Below are 16,647 nucleotides of genomic sequence, written 5' to 3'. Positions count from 1 at the left end.
GCGACGCGCGGCAGGGGAATGACGCATGGAGCTGTCTTGCACGACCGCCGCGGCGCCGCCGTTGCCGGTCGCCATCGGTACCGTCTACGGTGCGCTGCTCAACGAGCGCGCGGCGCTCGACGCGCTCGGCGACGCCGTGAACGCACCGCCTTACGGGCGCCCGCCGCAGGCGCCGATCCTGTACATCAAGCCCGCCAACACGCATGCGAGCGACGGCGCGGCCGTCGTCGTGCCGGCCGGCGTCGATGCGCTGGAGATCGGTGCGTCGGTGGCCGTCGTGTTCGCCCGCCGCGCGACGCGCGTGCCGGCCGCGCAGGCGCTCGACTACCTTCACGGCTTCACGCTCGCGAGCGACGTGTCGGTGCCACATCCCGATTACTACCGTCCGGCCGTGCGCTTCAAGTGCCGCGACGGTTTCTGCCCGCTGGGCCCGGTCATCGTGCCGGTGGCCGCGCTGGACGATATCGACGCGATCGGCCTGACCGTGCGGATCGATGGCGAGGTGGCCGTGTCCGCTTCGACGGCCACGCTGATTCGCCCGGTGCGCGAGCTGATCGCCGACGTGACGGCCTTCATGTCGTTCGACGCGGGCGACGTGCTGCTGCTCGGTGTTGCCGGCGGCGCCCCGCGCGCCCGCGCGGGCAGCACGATCGAGATCGCCGCGGCCGGCATCGGCACGTTGCGGCACACGCTGATTGCAGAGGAGGCACGATGAAGACGGCGCGCGTGATCTACAACGGCGCACTGCATGCGGCCGAACCGGCCGGCGACGGTGCGATCCGCCTCGATACGGGGCGAATCGTCGCGGAAGAGCGGGTCGAATGGCTGCCGCCCGTCGCGCCGCGCACGACGTTCGCGCTCGGCCTCAACTACGCCGACCACGCGAAGGAGCTCGCGTTCAAGGCGCCGAGCGAGCCGCTGATCTTCCTGAAGGGGCCGAACACGTTCATCGGCCACCGGTCGCGCACCGTGCGCCCGGCGGATGCCACCCACATGCATTACGAGTGCGAGCTGGCCGTCGTGATCGGCCGGCCCGCGCGCAACGTGAGCCGCGCGCAGGCGCTCGACTACGTGGCCGGTTACACGGTCGCGAACGACTACGCGATCCGCGACTATCTCGAGAACTACTACCGCCCGAACCTGCGCGTGAAGAACCGCGACACCTGCACGCCGCTCGGGCCGTGGTTCGTCAGCCGCGACGAGATCGGCGACGCGGGCGACCTGACGCTGCGCACGACGGTGAACGGCCAGGAGACGCAACGCGGCAGCACGCGCGACATGATCTTCGACGTGCCCGCGCTGATCGAGCACATCAGCGGCTTCATGACGCTCTCGCCGGGCGACCTGATCCTGACCGGCACGCCCGAGGGGCTGGCGGACACGAAGCCGGGCGACGAGGTCGTCACCGAGATCGAAGGGATTGGCCGGCTCGTGAACACGATCGTCGGCGAAGCAGACTACTATCGCGCCGGCTGAGCCCGTCGCCCAAGGAGAGAGCATGACCATCAAGCACTGGATCGACGGCCGGGAAGTCGAGAGCCGCGAGACGTTCACGACGCTGAATCCCGCGACGGGCGAAGTCATCACCGACGTCGCATCGGGCGGCGAGGCCGAAGTCGATGCGGCCGTGCGCGCGGCGAAGGAAGCGTTCCCGAAATGGGCGAACACGCCCGCCAAGGAGCGCGCGAAGCTGATGCGCAAGCTCGGCGAACTGATCGAGAAGAACGTGCCGATGCTCGCGGCGCTGGAGACGCAGGACACCGGACTGCCGATCGCGCAGACGAGCAAGCAGCTGATTCCGCGCGCGTCCGAGAACTTCAACTTCTTCGCGGAAGTGTGCGTGCAGATGAACGGCCGCACCTATCCGGTCGACGACCAGATGCTGAACTACACGCTGTACCAGCCGGTCGGCGTGTGCGCGCTGGTGTCGCCGTGGAACGTGCCGTTCATGACCGCGACGTGGAAGACGGCGCCGTGCCTCGCGCTCGGCAACACGGCCGTGCTGAAGATGTCGGAACTGTCGCCGCTGACGGCGGACCAGCTCGGCCGCCTCGCGCTCGAAGCCGGTATCCCGCCGGGCGTGCTCAACGTCGTGCAGGGTTATGGCGCGACGGCCGGCGATGCACTCGTGCGCCATCCGGACGTGCGCGCGGTGTCGTTCACCGGCGGCACCGTCACCGGAAAGCGGATCATGGAGCGTGCCGGTCTCAAGAAGTATTCGATGGAGCTTGGCGGCAAGTCGCCGGTGCTGATTTTCGACGATGCCGATTTCGACCGCGCGCTCGATGCATCGCTGTTCACGATCTTCTCGATCAATGGCGAACGCTGCACGGCCGGCTCGCGGATCTTCGTGCAGCGCACGATCTACGACCGCTTCGTGCAGGAATTCGCGCGCCGCGCGAACAACCTGGTGGTCGGCGATCCGTCCGATCCGGCCACGAACCTCGGCGCGATGATCACGCGCCAGCACTGGGAGAAGGTCACGGGCTACATCCGCATCGGCGAGCAGGAGGGTGCGCGCGTGGTCGCGGGTGGCGCGGACAAGCCGGCGGGCCTGCCCGACCATCTGCGCAACGGCAACTTCGTGCGGCCGACCGTGCTGGCCGACGTCGACAACCGGATGCGCGTCGCGCAGGAAGAGATCTTCGGGCCGGTCGCGTGCCTGATCCCGTTCGAGGACGAGGAAGAAGGGCTGCGGCTCGCGAACGATACGTCGTACGGCCTGGCTTCGTACATCTGGACGCAGGATGTCGGCAAGGTGCATCGCCTCGCGCGCGGCATCGAGGCCGGGATGGTGTTCGTGAACAGCCAGAACGTGCGCGACCTGCGCCAGCCGTTCGGCGGCGTGAAGGAATCGGGGACCGGGCGCGAGGGCGGCGAGTACAGTTTCGAGGTGTTCGCGGAGATCAAGAACGTGTGCATCTCGATGGGTTCGCACCACATTCCGCGCTGGGGCGTGTAACGGGCGCGGGTCGTCTGGCTGTACGAAAGAACCATACGGAGACTTGAACGATGGGCAAGCTGTCCCTCGCCGCGAAGATCACGCATGTGCCGTCGATGTACCTGTCGGAAATGCCCGGCAGGCACCACGGCTGCCGCGAAGCAGCGATCCGCGGCCACCAACTGATCGGCGAACGCTGCCGCGCGCTCGGCGTCGACACGATCGTCGTGTCGGACGTGCACTGGCTCGTCAACGCCGGCTATCACGTGAACTGCAATGCGCAGTTCTCGGGCACATACACGAGCAACGAGCTGCCGCATTTCATCCGCGACATGCAGTACGCCTATCCGGGCAACCCGGCGCTCGGCCGGCTGATCGCCGAGACGGCCACCGAGCGCGGGATCGCGACGCGCGCGCACGAGATCGACAGCCTCGAACTCGAATACGGCACGCTCGTGCCGATGCGCTACATGAACGCCGACCAGCACTTCAAGGTCGTGTCGATCGCCGGCTGGTGCATGTGGCATCAGCTCGACGAAAGCCGGCGCTTCGGCGAGGCGCTGCTCGAAGCGATCGAGAAAAGCGATTCGAACGTCGCGTTCCTCGCGAGCGGGTCGCTGTCGCACCGCTTCAACGACAACGGCAGCCCCGAGGAATCGATCCACGAGATCAGCCGCGAATTCTTCCGGCAGGTCGACCTGCGCGTGGTCGAGCTGTGGAAGCAGGGCGATTTCAAGACCTTCTGCGCGATGCTGCCCGAGTACAACACGCATTGCCACGGCGAAGGCGGGATGCACGACACGGCGATGCTGCTCGGCTTGCTCGGCTGGGATCGCTACGACAAGCCTGTCGAGATCGTCACCGACTATTTCGCGAGTTCGGGCACCGGGCAGATCAATGCGATCTTTCCGTTGTCCTGAGCGCTGCGCCACGCATTCGACAGGAGGCTAGCCATGCCACACATCGTCGTCGAATACACCGCGAACATCCGCGACGACGCGCGCATTCCCGCGCTGCTGCGCACGATCAACGCCACGCTGATCGCGCAGGGCGGCGTGTTCCCGACGGGCGGCATCCGCTCACGCGCGATCGAACTGCAGGACTACTGCGTGGCCGACGGCACGGAGGACGACGCGTTCGTCCACGTGACGCTCAAGATCGGCTCGGGCCGTACCGACGAGCAGAAAAAGGCTGCATGCGACGCACTGTTCGACGCGATCAAGGCGCATTTCGCGGCGTTGTACGCGAAACGCTACCTGGCGCTGTCGATGGAACTGACCGAGTTCAGCGAAAGCGGCTCGTACAAGCACAACAACATCCATGCCCGCTACAAGCGGGCAGGCTGAACCCCATTCCCGATCCGACCATGCTCGAACCCGCCATCATCGACCAGCTCGCGCAGCGTCTGCACGACGCCGAGCGCGAGCGCAAGCAGATCCGCCAGATCTCGCTCGACCATCCCGACATCACGATCGACGACGCGTACGCGATCCAGCGCACGTGGGTCGCCCTCAAGCTCGCGGAAGGCCGCACGCTGAAGGGCCACAAGATCGGCCTGACGTCGAAGGCGATGCAGAACACGTCGCAGATCGACGAGCCCGACTACGGCGCGCTGCTCGACGACATGTTCTTCGCCGACGGCGGCACGATTCCCACCGGCCGCTTCATCGTGCCGCGCGTCGAGGTCGAGCTCGCGTTCGTGCTCGGCAAGCGGCTGAGCGGCCCGGACTGCACGATCTTCGACGTGTACGACGCGGTCGACTACGTGGTGCCGGCGCTCGAGATCATCGACGCGCGCAGCCAGTCGATCGACCCCGACACAAAGCGGCCGCGCAAGGTGTTCGACACGATCGCCGACAACGCGGCGAACGCGGGCGTCGTGATCGGCGGGCGGCCGGTGAAGCCGCAGGATGTCGACCTGCGCTGGGTCGCGGCGATCATGTCGCGTAATGGCGTGGTCGAGGAAACGGGCGTCGCGGCCGGCGTGCTGAACCATCCGGCCAACGGGGTTGCGTGGCTCGCGAACCGGCTGGCTCGCTTCGACGTCGCGCTGGAGCCGGGGCATATCGTGCTCGGCGGCTCGTTCACGCGGCCGTGCGCGGCGCGGCCGGGCGACACGTTCAGCGTCGACTATGGCCCGCTCGGGACGATCCAGTGCTACTTCGAATGAGGTGAGCGAACGATGCAGATGCCTTCGAATGTCTTCAAGGCCGCGCTCGCGCGCGGCGATGCGCAGATCGGGCTGTGGCTCGGGCTCGCGAATCCGTACAGCGCTGAAGTGGTCGCGAGCGCCGGTTTCGACTGGCTGCTGATCGACGGCGAGCATGCGCCGAATACGGTGCCGACGATCCTCGCGCAACTGCAGGCGATCGCGCCGTATCCGTCGCATCCGGTCGTGCGCGTGCCGTGGAACGATCCGGTGATCGTCAAGCAGGTGCTCGACCTCGGGGCGCAGACGCTGCTCGTGCCGATGGTGCAGAGTGCCGACGAGGCGCGCGCGGCGGTGGCGGCGACGCGTTATCCGCCGCATGGGATTCGTGGCGTGGGCAGCGCGCTGGCGCGTGCGTCGCGGTGGAATCGCGTCGGTGATTACTTGCATCGCGCGAACGACGAGATGGCCGTGCTCGTGCAGGTCGAGACGCGGGCGGGGCTTGATGCGATCGACGCGATCGCGCGCGTCGAAGGTGTGGACGGCGTGTTCATCGGGCCAGCGGATCTCGCGGCTGATCTCGGGCATCTCGGCAATCCGGGGCACCCGGACGTGCAGGCGGCGATCGACGGCGCGATCCGGGCGATCAAGGCGGCCGGCAAGGCGCCGGGCATCCTGAGCGCGGATGAGGCAGCCGCGCGGCGCTATCTGGAGGCGGGGGCGTCGTTCGTTGCGGTCGGTGTCGATACGACGCTGCTGGCGAGGAGTGCGGAGCGGTTGGCTGCGTTGTTCAAGGGGAAGGGTGGCGAAGCCGTGAAGAAGGGGGATGGGACGTATTGAGCCAATGGCGGGAGCTGGCGTTTTCCGTCTACCGGGCGCCAGCCTTCCGCACGGCGGATTCACATTTGCAAGTCGCCACGCTTATTCCTCTCCACGGCGCCCTGTTTCCATATACCTCCCCGGCGTCGTCCCCAACGCGCGCCGGAACATGTCGATGAACGCGCTCACGTTTTCGTACCCGAGATCGAGCGCGATCGTGGTCACGGGCACGCCGTCGGCAATGCGCTCCAGCGCCCGCAACAGCCTGGCCTGCTGACGCCACTGCGCGAACGTCAACCCGGTCTCCGCGACGAAGCGGCGGCTCATCGTCCGCGCGCTGATGCCGGCCCATTCGGCCCATTCCTCCAGCCGCCGGTTGTCCGCGAGATCCGCGGCAAGCGCATCGGTGATCTTCATCAACCGCGGATCTTGCGGCCGCACCAGCCCCAGCGCCTCGACTTCCGACGACGCGATTTCATCGAGGATCACGTCGGCAATCCGCGTCCGAGCGGCATCCAGCGCCGAACCCTCCCAACTCGCGGCGCGCTGCACGGCTTCGCGCAGCAGCGGCGTCGTGCGGATCGCACGCGGCGTATCCGGCAGGGCCGCACAGCGTGCTTCCGCGACGAACGCCGACCAGCCGGAAATGGGCCCGAACGAGCGCAGCGAATGCCGGCAATGCGGCGGAATCCAGATCGCATGGATCGCCGGCACGACCCAATCCTGATCGTCGAGACCGATCGTCAGCAGCCCGCTCAGCGCGCCGACGAGCTGGCCGCGCCCGTGCGAGTGAGGTGGCGTCACGCGCGGGTCGCGTTGCGACAGGACGGCCGCGACGACGAACGGGCCGTCGTCGGACGTGACGAATCGGGCGGGCAGGAGTGGATCGGACATGGCCGGATATCGGTATCGAATGGCCGTTATACCGGAGATCGGCCGAAATCGCACGCCTACACTGCGTCCATCGATGACAACCGGAGTACGACACGATGCGAGCCGAACAGATGCTTCCCGACCATGCCGACCGGATCGAGGCCGACGGAACGACGATCCGCAAGGGCACCGTCGGCGCGTTCCTGGTCAACGCGCGGGTGCTGACCGACCCGAACGCCGCGCCTGCCGACCGGGCGCGCGCGGAAGCCGACACGATCGATGCATTACCCGCGTTGCGCGCGCTTGGGCTGTTCGACGTGCTGGACGTACGCGATCCCGCGCTGCGCACGTGGCTCGACGCGCAATGACATGCATTGTCGATCGGGATCCCCGATTCAAGGAGCAACCATGAAAGCAGCAGTCGTGACGGGCGCCGGCGAGCGTCCCGTCCATATGGAATTCGAAGCGCCGCGCGCGATGCCGGGCCATCGCCTGATCGACGTGACGGCGTCCGCACTGAGCCGGATCGCGCAGGGGCGTGCGTCAGGCACGCATTACTCATCGGACGGGCGTTATCCGTTCGTCGTCGGCGTCGACGGCGTCGGCCGCCTCGACGACGGGCAGCGCGTCTATTTCTTCGGCGCACCCGCACCGTTCGGCGCGATGGCCGAGCGCACGATCGTGCCCGATACGCGGTGCGTGCCGCTGCCCGATGCGCTCGACGACGTCACGGCCGCGGCGATCGCGATTCCCGGGATGTCGTCGTGGGCCGCGTTGACCGAACGTGCGCGGCTCGTCGCGGGCGAGACGGTGCTCGTCAACGGCGCGACGGGTACGTCGGGGCGGCTGGCGGTGCGGATCGCGAAGCATCTCGGCGCTGCGAAGGTGATCGCGACGGGCCGCAACGCGGCGGCGTTGCAAGCATTGCTGCACGCGGGCGCGGATGCCGTCGTGTCGTTGCAGCAGGACGACGCGCAACTGGCACGCGCGCTCGAACCGCATTTCCGCGCCGGTGTGGATGTCGTGCTCGACTATCTGTGGGGGCGCAGCGCGCAGACGCTACTGGTTGCCGCCGCGAAGGCGACCCCCGATGGCCGGCGGCTGCGTTTCGTGCAGATCGGCTCGATCGGCGGCGCGGACGTGCTGTTGCCGGGCGCGGTGTTGCGGGCGACGGCCATCGAGCTGATGGGCAGCGGCCTCGGCAGTGTGTCGCTGCCACGCCTGCTGGCCTCGGTGGGCGGCGTATTCGACGCGGCAGGGCCGGCGCGCCTGGATATCGAGACGCGCATGGTGCCGCTGTCGGCGGTCAGCGAACACTGGGGCGATGTGAACAGTCTCGTGCGCCCGGTGTTCACGATGCGCGAAGGTGGATGACGAACAGGCAGCGCACCGCCTGTCCGCACGCACGGCTGGGGCCGTTTGCGCACACGATCTCGTCAGGATACCGACGGGTCCTACGAATCGGTTCGTGCAACGACCAAGGGTAGGGTGGCCCGTCGCGAACGGGCGAACGGGCGGGCGGCGGCGCACAACGCGCCCGCCGCCACCCGCCGCATCAGACTCAGAACCGCTGCTGAATCCCGGCCGTCACCCCGACCTGCGTGGTGCCGTATCCATTGAAATCGCGCGATACACCGACCTTCTGCCCATGCTTCCCGATCGCAAACGCACCCGCCGCGTACAGCACCGTGCGCTTCGACAGCGCGTAATTCGCACGCATCGACACGAGCGTCGGATCGGCATCCGTGCCGCCCTTGATGTTCTGGTGATACACGGCGCCGATCAACGAGAATGTCGGCGTGAACTGATACGAACCGCCGACCCAGTACATGTCGCTCAACTGGTTCGCGGCGCTCGTGCGATACGTGCGCTTGTAGTTGCGGTAGCCGGCCATCGTCTTCAGGTTACCGAAGTCGTAGCTCAGGCCCGCATGAATCCCCTGGATGTAGTTGACCGGATCGGCCGGCGTCACGCTGTCGGACGCACCGTTCTGCCGGTCGAATGCGACCACCGCAGCGAACGGGCCGCCCTCGTAACCGATCGCCGCGTCGTACTTCGAGCTGGTTTTCACGCTGCCCGGCACGTTGCCGAAGCCGTACATCGCGCCGAACTTGAAGCCGCTGAATTCGCCGTCGTAGCGCACCGCATTCGACGAGCGTGTGAACATGCCGTCCTTGCGGCCGCCGGTCGCCATCGACGACGTCGCCCACGAGTAGTTCTGCGCATACCCCATCGGGTCGAACGGCAGCATGTAGTCGTAGGTGACGGTGAAGGTGCGGCCGAGTGAGATCTCGCCCCACTTGCCCTTCAGGCCGACGGTCGCGCGGCGCCCGAAGATCGAATCGGGGCCGTCGTCGGACGCGCCGTTCGCGAGGTCGATCCCGCTTTCGAGGCGGAACACGGCCTTCAGCCCGCCGCCGAGATCCTCGACGCCGCGCAAGCCCCAGCGCGACGTGTTCTTGTTGCCGGACTTGAGCTTGTACGAATTGCCACCTTGCGGCGCCGCGTGGTTGGCGAACTCGATGCCGGCATCCATGATCCCGTACATCGTGACCGACGACTGCGCGTGCGCGGCACTTGCCGCGAGGCCGGCGACGGCGGCCGAGCCGGTCAGGACTGCGGCGCGAAGGGAGCGTTCTGCGCGTGACTTCATTGACGGTGTCTCCTTGGTTCTTGTGAGTGGGTGAAACGGGGTAAAGCGAATGCGGCGCGCAGCACGCCGCGGCGAACGCCAGAAGACGTCCGCCGGACAGGCCTGTCGTGACACGACGGAAAGCGCGCAGTGGGGGGCGGAGCGCGCCGCGTGGGTCAGCCCGCTTTCGCGAACGCCCAGCAGTCGTTGGTCGGGAATTCGATCCAGTGCTTGCCCGCTGCGCGCGGCACGTGACCGAATGCGCGCAGGCGCATCTCGCCGCAATGGAACAGGTATTCCCAGCGGTCGCCGAGATACATCGACGTGACGAGATCGGCCTGCAGCCGGTTCGCGCCCGGGCCGTCGGCGACCTGCACGCGCTCGAGGCGGATCACGGCCTGCGCGTCCTGGCCCGGCGCGAACGTGTCGCGGGCGAGCGCCTGCAGTTCCCAGCCGTCGCCGGCGAGCGTCACGCGTTCGCCGTCAATGGCCGCGACGCGCGCATCGATCCGGTTGTTGCTGCCCATGAACTCGGCCGTATACAGCGAGCGCGGCGCGCCGTACAGCTCGGCCGGCGTGCCTTCCTGCTCGATGCGGCCGTTGCGCAGCAGCAGGATGCGGTCGGACATCGCCATCGCTTCGGTCTGGTCGTGCGTCACGCACAGGGCCGACAGCCCGAGCGACACGATCAGTTCGCGCAGCCACGCGCGTGCTTCCTCGCGCAGCTTGGCGTCGAGGTTCGACAGCGGTTCGTCGAGCAGGATCACCGGCGGGTTGTAGACGAGCGCGCGCGCAATCGCGACGCGCTGCTGCTGGCCGCCCGACAGCTGATGCGGGAAGCGTTCCGCGAGATGGCCGAGGCCGAGCTGGTCGAGTGCGGTCTGCACGCGGCGCTTCTGTTCGGCCGGTGCGACGCGGCGCAGCTTCAGCCCGTAGCCGACGTTGTCGGCGACGGTACGGTGCGGCCACAGCGCGTACGACTGGAACACGAGGCCGAGCGAGCGCTGCTCGACGGGCAGGTCAACGCGCTGCGCGCCGTCGAAGAACACGCGGTCGTCGAGCTGGATGCGGCCGTCCGACGGCTGTTCGAGGCCGGCTACCGCGCGCAGCAGCGTGGTCTTGCCGCTGCCCGATGCGCCGAGCAGGCACACGACTTCGCCGGCCTTCAGTTCGAACGACACGCCCTTGAGGATCGGATTGGTGCCGTAGCTGAGGTGCAGGTCGTCGACGATGAGCTTATCCATGAAGTTTCACTCCGAAACGCAGGGCCACGCCGAGACCGGCGCCGACCATCGCAATGTTGATGACAGAAAGCGCGGCGACCTGGTCGACGGCACCGGTCGCCCACAGCGACACGAGCAGCGCGCCGATCACTTCAGTGCCGGGCGACAGCAGGTAGACGGCCGTCGAGTATTCGCGCTCGAAGATCATGAAGATCAGGAGCCACGCGGCGAGCAGGCCGAAACGCACGAGCGGCAGCGTCACATCGAGCGACACGCGGCTGCGCGTCGCGCCGACGCTGCGGCCGGCTTCCTCGAGCTCGGGGCCGACCTGCAGCAGCGCGCTCTGGATGAGCCGCATCCCGTACGCGAGCCACACGACCGTGTACGCGATCCAGATGCTCCACATCGAGTTCTTCAGCTCGCGCAGACCCGGGACGAACAGGAAGATCCACAGGAACGCGAGACCGGCGAGCAAGCCGGGCACCGCGCGCGGCAGCAGCACGAGGTAGTCGAGCAGCTTGGTGGCCCAGTCGGGGCGGCGGTGGCCGGCGAACGCGACGAGCGAGTAGAGGCCGATCGCCAGCGCGCCGCCGATCACGCCGATGCCGAGCGTATTGATGATCGCGCGCACCAGGTTGTCCTGCTCGAACAGTTCGATGAAGTTCGACAGCGTCAGCACCTCGGCGAGCGCGACGCCTTCGCCCCAGTTGGTCACGAACGCGCGCAGCACGATGCCCGAGATCGGCACGATCACCGTCAGCATCAGCCACAGCGCGACGATCGCGAGCGCGACCCAGCGCCATACGCCAAGCGGCAGCACCGTCGCGCGGCCGGCCTTGCCCTTCACGGTGACGAAGCGGTTGGCGGTCTTCAGCAGGCGGCGCTGCAGCAGCACGAGCGGGAACGTGATCGCGACGATGCACACCGCGACCGCGGCCATCAGGTGATACGACGGCACGCCGAGCTTGTTGGTCAGCTTGTACAGGTAGGTCGCGAGCACGAGGTGGCCTTCCGGGTCGCCGAGTACGAGCGGCAGCCCGAACACCTCGAAGCCGAGGAAGAACACGAGCACGCCGGCGAACAGCAGCGCGGGCATCGTCATCGGCAGGCTGACGTCGAGCGCGACGCGGAACGGGCGGGCGCCCGTCACGCGGGCGGCTTCCTCGACGTCCGAACCGAGGTTGCGCAGCGCGGCCGACGAGTACAGGTACACGTGCGGCACGTGCGTGAGGCCGACGATCACCGTGATCGCGAAGATCGAGTACACGTTCCAGGGCACGCTTTGCACCCCGAACAGTGCCTTGAACCACACCGAGTAGAAGCCGACCGGGCCGGCCGCGACCACGTAGCCGAACGCGAGCACCATCGGTGACACGAACACGGGCGTGAGCAGCAGCGGTTCGAGCCAGCGGCGGCCGGGCAGGTCGGTGCGCACCATCAGGAACGCGAGGATGCCGCCGAGCGGGATCGAGATGAACAGCATCCCGCCGGCGATGATGAACGAGTTCTTCACGGCCGACCAGAAATCGGGATCGCTGAAGACGAAACGGAAGCCCTCGATGCCGAGCGTCTTGTTCGCATCGAAAAACGGCGCGGACAGCAGGCTCTGGAACAGGATGAAGCCGAGCGGCAGCGCGACCGCGATGGTCAGTACCGCGACGACGATCCAGCGCAGCATGCCGGCGAGCGGCTGCAGGCTGCTGACCGGTAGCGCGGAAATCGCGTCGCGCGGGCCGGTGGCGGGCGGAACGGCCGGTGCCGTGCCGCGTGTGCTGGTTGAAAGCATGAGTTCGCCCCTGCGGCCATCCGGATGGCCGCCTCTAGGAAGTCGGTATGGGGAAGGGGCCGCCCGCGCGACGTGGCGGGCGGCCGTTGGCCGGCCGAAGCCGATCAGCGGATCAGCTTTTGATCGCCTGCTGCCATTGCTTCAGGAACGCGAGCCGCTTCGACTGGTCCAGATAGACGAGCAGGCCGGTGCCGATCTGGATCGGCTTCAGCGAATCGCCGAGTTCCTTCGTGAGGCTCGCGGCCGACGTCTCGCCGGTCACGTCCGTACGGATCGCGTACAGGTTCGCCTGGTTTGCGATCATGGTCTGGCCGCGTTTCGACAGCAGGTAGTCCACCCACAGCTTGGCGGCGTTCGGGTTTTTCGCCTTCTTCGAGATCGTCGCGAGGCGGCTCACGATCTGTGTGTAGTCCTTCGGAAACACGTAGCCGATGGACTTGTCCTTCTTCGCCTTCGCGTACGCATACGAACCGATGATGTTGTAGCCGATCAGGTTCTCGCCCGACGAGATGCGCTCCATCATCGCGCCGGTGCTCGACTGCAGCTTCGGGCCGGTCGCGCCGATCGCCTTCACGAGTTCCCATGTGACCTTCTCGTTCAGGTGCGCGTCCTGCGTCAGCGCGTTGAAGCCGACGCCGGATTTCTCGACGTCGTACGTCGTGAGCTTGCCCTTGAACTTGTCCGGTTGCGACGCGAGCAGCTTGATCAGCTCGGCGCGCGTCTTGGGCACTTCGTTCTCGGGGATCAGGCGCTTGTTGTAGACGATCGCCAGCGGCTCGAACGTCGTGCCGTACGCCTGCTTCTGGTACTGCGCCCATTGCGGCACGTTCGCGCTCTCGGGCGAATCGTACGACGCCATCAGGCCGTCATTGACGAGCTTGACCTGCAGGTCCATCGCCGAGCTCCACAGCACGTCGGCGCTGGTGCTGCTCGCCGCGTTCTCGCTGATGTAGCGGTTGTACAGCTCGGTGCTGTTCATGTCGTTGTACTCGACCTTCACGCCGTACAGGCTTTCGAAGTCCTTGATCAGCGGGCGCACGAGGCCCGTGTCGGTCGTCGAGTAGACGATCAGCTTGCCTTCCTTCTTCGCGGCGTCGATCACGCCCTGGTAGTTCCCCGGGTAGCCGGCCGGAACCTGCGCGGCGGCGCTGCCGGCGGCAGTGCCCAGAACGACCGCCAGCGCGGCGGCGAGGTGCTTCGGTGCAAACGGCATGTCTTCCTCCAGTTACGTCCAGTGTTGTTCGAGTGGAGCGGATGTTAATTGCGGCGCACTTTCAGCCCGCTTTCATTTCTGTTCACAATCGCGTCGTTCGTATCATGGATTTCCCGAGGTCGAAGCGGCGGCGGCCGCGCGTTTTGCAGCGTGCGGCGTGGTCGGACAAGGGAGCGCGGCGGGTTGCCGCGGGGTGCGGCAACGATGACAGGAGCGGTTATGCGGGGTGCGCGAGCAGCTTGCCGAGCAGCCGGCCGCCATGCCGCGCTTGCGCGGCCGTCAACGCGGCGTACCCGACGACGACGCCCGCTTCGCACCGGGCGCTTCGGCAGAATTCGCGGATCGGCTGTAATTCGATGCCGTCCGCCCGGGCTTGTGCGACATACGTCGCGTCGTCCATCCCGGGCGGCAGCCACAGCACGAAATGAAAGCCCGCGTGCTCGCCGGACACCGCGTACCGCCCGCCCGCGTGTTTCGCCAGCTGGTCGAGCACGAGGTCGCGCCGCTGGCGGTACGTGTGACGCGCGGCACGCAGGTGCTTCGCAAAATCACCGTGGCCGATGAAGCGGGCCAGCGCCAGCTGCGGCGCCACGCCGACCGAGCGCGCGGTCGCATGCCACACGGCCGACAGCGCCGGCCGCAGTTCCGCCGGCACGACCATGAAGCCGATGCGCAGCCCCGAGAACAGCGTCTTGTTGAACGAGCCGCAGTAGATCACGCGATCGCACGCGTCGAGCGATTTCAGCGCGGGCAGCGGGGCGGTCTGGTAGCTGAATTCGCCGTCGTAGTCGTCCTCGATGATCCACGCGCGGGTGCGCTGCGCCCAGTCGAGCAGTTCGAGCCGGCGCGACACCGACATCGTGACGCCGAGCGGCGCCTGATGGGCGGGCGTCACGTAGGCCGCGCGCGCGTCGGGATAGCGGTCCAGCGACGCCGTGTCGATGCCTTCCCGATCGACCGGCACGTCGATCACCGTCGCGCCCGCGATCGTGAAGATCTGCCATGCCGACGCATAGCCGGGATCCTCCATCAGCACCGTCGCGCCGGGCGCGAGCAGCGTGCGCGCGACGAGATCGATCGAATGGCGGATGCCGGTCGTGATGAAGATGTCGCCGGCGTCGCACGGGATGCCGCGGTATTCGCGCAGGTAGGCGGCGATTTCGTCGCGCAGGCTCTCGACGCCTTGTGCCGGTGTGGCTCCGAGGTCGTTCGCGGTCGCGGCAAGCAGGCTGGCCCCGAGTGCCTTCTTCCACTGCTGCATCGGCAGCAGGCCGGGATCGGCAAGCCGCGCGACGAACGGGACGCCCGGGCGCACGCCTTGTTCCGGCGCGGCGGCGTCGGTCGTGCGCGCCGGTGCAGGGCGCACATCGGAAGGGGGAAGGTCGTTGGTGTCGCGCGATTGCGCGGCCGCGCGCAAGTAGCTGTCCGGCACCACCGCGCATACCCGCGACCCCGACCCTTGCGTGCGGGCGATGTAGCCCTCGGAGCACAGCCGGTCGTACGCCGCTTCGACGGTCCCCCGCGCGACGCCCCAGCGCGCGGCAAGCGTGCGGCTGGACGGCAGCGGGCTGTCGCCGGGCAGCAGGCGCTTCAGGATCGCGTCGCGCAGCGCGTCGGCGATGCACTCCTGCTTCGACTGCGGACTGCCCGTGGACAGCCCGGCCGGGCACGGCAGATCAAGCGGAATCGCGGCTTTGCCTCGCGGCATAGTGGTCTATTCAGTTGCGGATTTAATGGCCCTTCAGCTTATATCACTTTGACCTTAGATTGCTGTCGACCACATCAATCCGACCGGAGACGGGCTCACCGCATGAAAACGCGTTCATTACCCCAGTGGGGCTGGCTGTTCCTGTTGATGCTCGTCGTGTGCCTGCCGCGGGTCACGATCGATGCGTACCTGCCGTCGCTGCCGGCGATGGCGGACGCGCTGCACGGCACCGACGCCCAGTTGCAGCTCACGCTGACCCTGTACATGGTCGGCTATGCGCTGTCGATGCTGGTGTCGGGGCCGTTGTCCGACCGTTACGGCCGCCGTCCCGTCCTGCTCGGCGGCCTGTGTCTCTACGTGGTCGCGAGCGTCGCTTGCGCGTGGTCGGCCAGCATCACGGCGATCGTCGCCGCCCGCATCTTCCAGGCGTTGGGCGGCTGCAGCGGAACGGTGATCGGACGGGTGATCGTGCGCGAGCGCTTCCCGACCGCGATGCAGGCCACGATGCTGGGCCGGATCTCGGCGGGCATGGCGCTGTCGCCGGTGATTGCACCGCTGGCCGGCAGCGCGGTGGCCGAATGGCTCGGCTGGCGCGGCGTATTCGGACTGCTGGCCGGGGGCGGGCTGATCGCAATGGCGATGGTGCTGCGCTACCTGCCGGAGACGCGTGAACGCGACGCACGGCCAGCACCGGGCGCGGGGCTACTGCGGACGTACGCGGGCCTGCTGCGCGAGCGCAGTTTCCTGCGCTACTCGCTCGCCATCAGTTTCGCGTACTGCACGTACTACCCGTTCATCGCGGAATCGTCGACGCTGTTCCAGCGGCAACGCGGCGTATCCGGCCCGGTGTATGCGGCGATCTTCGGCCTGACCGTGCTCGGCTACCTGATCGGCTCGAACCTGTTCGCGCGGACCGGTACCCGCTGGAAGGCCGATTCGGTCATCGCGGCGGCGGCGGGCGTCAATCTGGCCAGCGCCGCCGGGTTGTGGATCGGTGGTGCGATCGCGCCGACGGCGGTCGCGGCGCTGGTCGTCCCGATGTTCTTCGTGATGATCGCCGTCGGGATCGCGATCCCGGCCTGCCAGTTTGCGGTGATGCAGCCGTACACGGCGATCGCCGGGACGGCGTCCGGGCTGTTCTTCTTTATCCAGATGGCGATCACGGCCGCGTGCGGCGGCGTGCTGGCGTGGCTGTCGGACGGCACCGCGCACCCGATGATCGTCGTCACGGCCGGTGCGAGCGTCGCGTTCCTGGCGGTCGCGGTCGGCCTGCGCGAGCGACGGCGGGCAGACGACGGTTCGG

The 16,647-nt window shown here is 67.6% G+C and carries 16 protein-coding genes; 10 read left to right on the top strand and 6 right to left on the bottom strand.

Annotated elements, in window-relative coordinates:
- The first annotated feature begins 25 nt into the window (after nucleotides 1-25).
- Genes F3J15_RS08380 through hpaI form a run of 7 tightly spaced genes read left to right on the top strand, consistent with a single transcriptional unit; the run spans nucleotide 26 to nucleotide 5,930 of the window.
- Nucleotides 26-715, top strand: a complete 690-nt coding sequence (locus tag F3J15_RS08380; protein WP_166889670.1) for a fumarylacetoacetate hydrolase family protein — start codon at nucleotides 26-28, stop codon at nucleotides 713-715.
- Nucleotides 712-1,476, top strand: a complete 765-nt coding sequence (locus F3J15_RS08375; protein WP_124577721.1) for a fumarylacetoacetate hydrolase family protein — start codon at nucleotides 712-714, stop codon at nucleotides 1,474-1,476. Before F3J15_RS08380 ends, F3J15_RS08375 begins: the two co-directional genes overlap by 4 nt.
- A gap of 22 nt (nucleotides 1,477-1,498) precedes the next feature.
- Nucleotides 1,499-2,962 carry a 5-carboxymethyl-2-hydroxymuconate semialdehyde dehydrogenase gene (hpaE, locus tag F3J15_RS08370; protein WP_059696297.1) on the top strand — a complete coding sequence of 488 codons (1,464 nt, stop codon included), beginning with the start codon at nucleotides 1,499-1,501 and terminating at the stop codon, nucleotides 2,960-2,962.
- 50 nt (nucleotides 2,963-3,012) lie between these two features.
- Nucleotides 3,013-3,861, top strand: a complete 849-nt coding sequence (gene hpaD, locus F3J15_RS08365) for a 3,4-dihydroxyphenylacetate 2,3-dioxygenase (protein ID WP_046547658.1) — start codon at nucleotides 3,013-3,015, stop codon at nucleotides 3,859-3,861.
- 33 nt (nucleotides 3,862-3,894) lie between these two features.
- Nucleotides 3,895-4,287 carry a 5-carboxymethyl-2-hydroxymuconate Delta-isomerase gene (locus F3J15_RS08360; RefSeq protein ID WP_039356869.1) on the top strand — a complete coding sequence of 131 codons (393 nt, stop codon included), beginning with the start codon at nucleotides 3,895-3,897 and terminating at the stop codon, nucleotides 4,285-4,287.
- A gap of 20 nt (nucleotides 4,288-4,307) precedes the next feature.
- Entirely contained in the window at nucleotides 4,308-5,111 is an 804-nt protein-coding gene (gene hpaH, locus F3J15_RS08355; protein WP_166889667.1) for a 2-oxo-hept-4-ene-1,7-dioate hydratase, read from the top strand.
- Between the two features lie 12 nt (nucleotides 5,112-5,123).
- Entirely contained in the window at nucleotides 5,124-5,930 is an 807-nt protein-coding gene (hpaI, locus tag F3J15_RS08350; protein WP_166889664.1) for a 4-hydroxy-2-oxoheptanedioate aldolase, read from the top strand.
- An 81-nt stretch (nucleotides 5,931-6,011) separates the two neighbouring features.
- On the opposite strand, the gene F3J15_RS08345 is transcribed toward hpaI, so the two are convergent.
- Complete coding sequence (locus F3J15_RS08345; protein WP_166889662.1) at nucleotides 6,012-6,803, bottom strand: helix-turn-helix transcriptional regulator; 792 nt, start codon at nucleotides 6,801-6,803, stop codon at nucleotides 6,012-6,014.
- 95 nt (nucleotides 6,804-6,898) lie between these two features.
- On the opposite strand from F3J15_RS08345, the gene F3J15_RS08340 reads away from it, so the two are divergent.
- Together F3J15_RS08340 and F3J15_RS08335 are read left to right on the top strand one after the other, a co-directional pair.
- Nucleotides 6,899-7,150: a hypothetical protein gene (locus tag F3J15_RS08340; RefSeq protein ID WP_089447510.1), complete on the top strand. Its 252-nt coding sequence runs from the start codon at nucleotides 6,899-6,901 to the stop codon at nucleotides 7,148-7,150.
- A gap of 40 nt (nucleotides 7,151-7,190) precedes the next feature.
- Nucleotides 7,191-8,156, top strand: coding sequence for a zinc-binding alcohol dehydrogenase family protein (locus F3J15_RS08335; RefSeq protein ID WP_166889658.1), 966 nt, complete (start codon nucleotides 7,191-7,193; stop codon nucleotides 8,154-8,156).
- A 187-nt stretch (nucleotides 8,157-8,343) separates the two neighbouring features.
- On the opposite strand, the gene F3J15_RS08330 is transcribed toward F3J15_RS08335, so the two are convergent.
- The 5 genes from F3J15_RS08330 to F3J15_RS08310 all read right to left on the bottom strand — a co-directional run bounded on the left by F3J15_RS08330 (nucleotide 8,344) and on the right by F3J15_RS08310 (nucleotide 15,344).
- Nucleotides 8,344-9,435: a porin gene (locus tag F3J15_RS08330; RefSeq protein WP_166889655.1), complete on the bottom strand. Its 1,092-nt coding sequence runs from the start codon at nucleotides 9,433-9,435 to the stop codon at nucleotides 8,344-8,346.
- A gap of 155 nt (nucleotides 9,436-9,590) precedes the next feature.
- A complete protein-coding gene (locus F3J15_RS08325; RefSeq protein ID WP_089447513.1) occupies nucleotides 9,591-10,658 on the bottom strand; it encodes an ABC transporter ATP-binding protein in 1,068 nt (355 codons plus the stop codon).
- Nucleotides 10,651-12,423: an iron ABC transporter permease gene (locus F3J15_RS08320; protein ID WP_166889653.1), complete on the bottom strand. Its 1,773-nt coding sequence runs from the start codon at nucleotides 12,421-12,423 to the stop codon at nucleotides 10,651-10,653. Before F3J15_RS08320 ends, F3J15_RS08325 begins: the two co-directional genes overlap by 8 nt.
- Before the next feature lie 112 nt (nucleotides 12,424-12,535).
- Nucleotides 12,536-13,636: an ABC transporter substrate-binding protein gene (locus F3J15_RS08315; protein ID WP_166889651.1), complete on the bottom strand. Its 1,101-nt coding sequence runs from the start codon at nucleotides 13,634-13,636 to the stop codon at nucleotides 12,536-12,538.
- 217 nt (nucleotides 13,637-13,853) lie between these two features.
- Nucleotides 13,854-15,344 (bottom strand): PLP-dependent aminotransferase family protein, encoded by a 1,491-nt coding sequence (locus F3J15_RS08310; protein ID WP_166889648.1) that lies wholly within the window; start codon nucleotides 15,342-15,344, stop codon nucleotides 13,854-13,856.
- Nucleotides 15,345-15,446: 102 nt separating this feature from the next.
- Here F3J15_RS08310 and F3J15_RS08305 point away from each other — a divergent pair.
- Nucleotides 15,447-16,647 (top strand): multidrug effflux MFS transporter (locus F3J15_RS08305; RefSeq protein WP_166889645.1); only part of this gene is annotated, 1,201 nt, incomplete at its 3' end.

It is taken from the genome of Burkholderia sp. Ap-955 (genome assembly GCF_011753045.1).
In the GTDB taxonomy this organism is placed as follows: domain Bacteria; phylum Pseudomonadota; class Gammaproteobacteria; order Burkholderiales; family Burkholderiaceae; genus Burkholderia; species Burkholderia lata_D.
Note: the sequence above shows the minus strand (reverse complement) of the source record. Positions and strands in the feature narration are given on the sequence as shown.

Coding starts and splice junctions, on each gene's coding strand:
- F3J15_RS08380 (WP_166889670.1), top strand. CDS start 26: ATGGAGCTGTCTTGCACGACCGCCGCGGCGCCGCCGTTGCCGGTCGCC.
- F3J15_RS08375 (WP_124577721.1), top strand. CDS start 712: ATGAAGACGGCGCGCGTGATCTACAACGGCGCACTGCATGCGGCCGAA.
- hpaE (WP_059696297.1), top strand. CDS start 1,499: ATGACCATCAAGCACTGGATCGACGGCCGGGAAGTCGAGAGCCGCGAG.
- hpaD (WP_046547658.1), top strand. CDS start 3,013: ATGGGCAAGCTGTCCCTCGCCGCGAAGATCACGCATGTGCCGTCGATG.
- F3J15_RS08360 (WP_039356869.1), top strand. CDS start 3,895: ATGCCACACATCGTCGTCGAATACACCGCGAACATCCGCGACGACGCG.
- hpaH (WP_166889667.1), top strand. CDS start 4,308: ATGCTCGAACCCGCCATCATCGACCAGCTCGCGCAGCGTCTGCACGAC.
- hpaI (WP_166889664.1), top strand. CDS start 5,124: ATGCAGATGCCTTCGAATGTCTTCAAGGCCGCGCTCGCGCGCGGCGAT.
- F3J15_RS08345 (WP_166889662.1), bottom strand. CDS start 6,803: ATGTCCGATCCACTCCTGCCCGCCCGATTCGTCACGTCCGACGACGGC.
- F3J15_RS08340 (WP_089447510.1), top strand. CDS start 6,899: ATGCGAGCCGAACAGATGCTTCCCGACCATGCCGACCGGATCGAGGCC.
- F3J15_RS08335 (WP_166889658.1), top strand. CDS start 7,191: ATGAAAGCAGCAGTCGTGACGGGCGCCGGCGAGCGTCCCGTCCATATG.
- F3J15_RS08330 (WP_166889655.1), bottom strand. CDS start 9,435: ATGAAGTCACGCGCAGAACGCTCCCTTCGCGCCGCAGTCCTGACCGGC.
- F3J15_RS08325 (WP_089447513.1), bottom strand. CDS start 10,658: ATGGATAAGCTCATCGTCGACGACCTGCACCTCAGCTACGGCACCAAT.
- F3J15_RS08320 (WP_166889653.1), bottom strand. CDS start 12,423: ATGCTTTCAACCAGCACACGCGGCACGGCACCGGCCGTTCCGCCCGCC.
- F3J15_RS08315 (WP_166889651.1), bottom strand. CDS start 13,636: ATGCCGTTTGCACCGAAGCACCTCGCCGCCGCGCTGGCGGTCGTTCTG.
- F3J15_RS08310 (WP_166889648.1), bottom strand. CDS start 15,344: ATGCCGCGAGGCAAAGCCGCGATTCCGCTTGATCTGCCGTGCCCGGCC.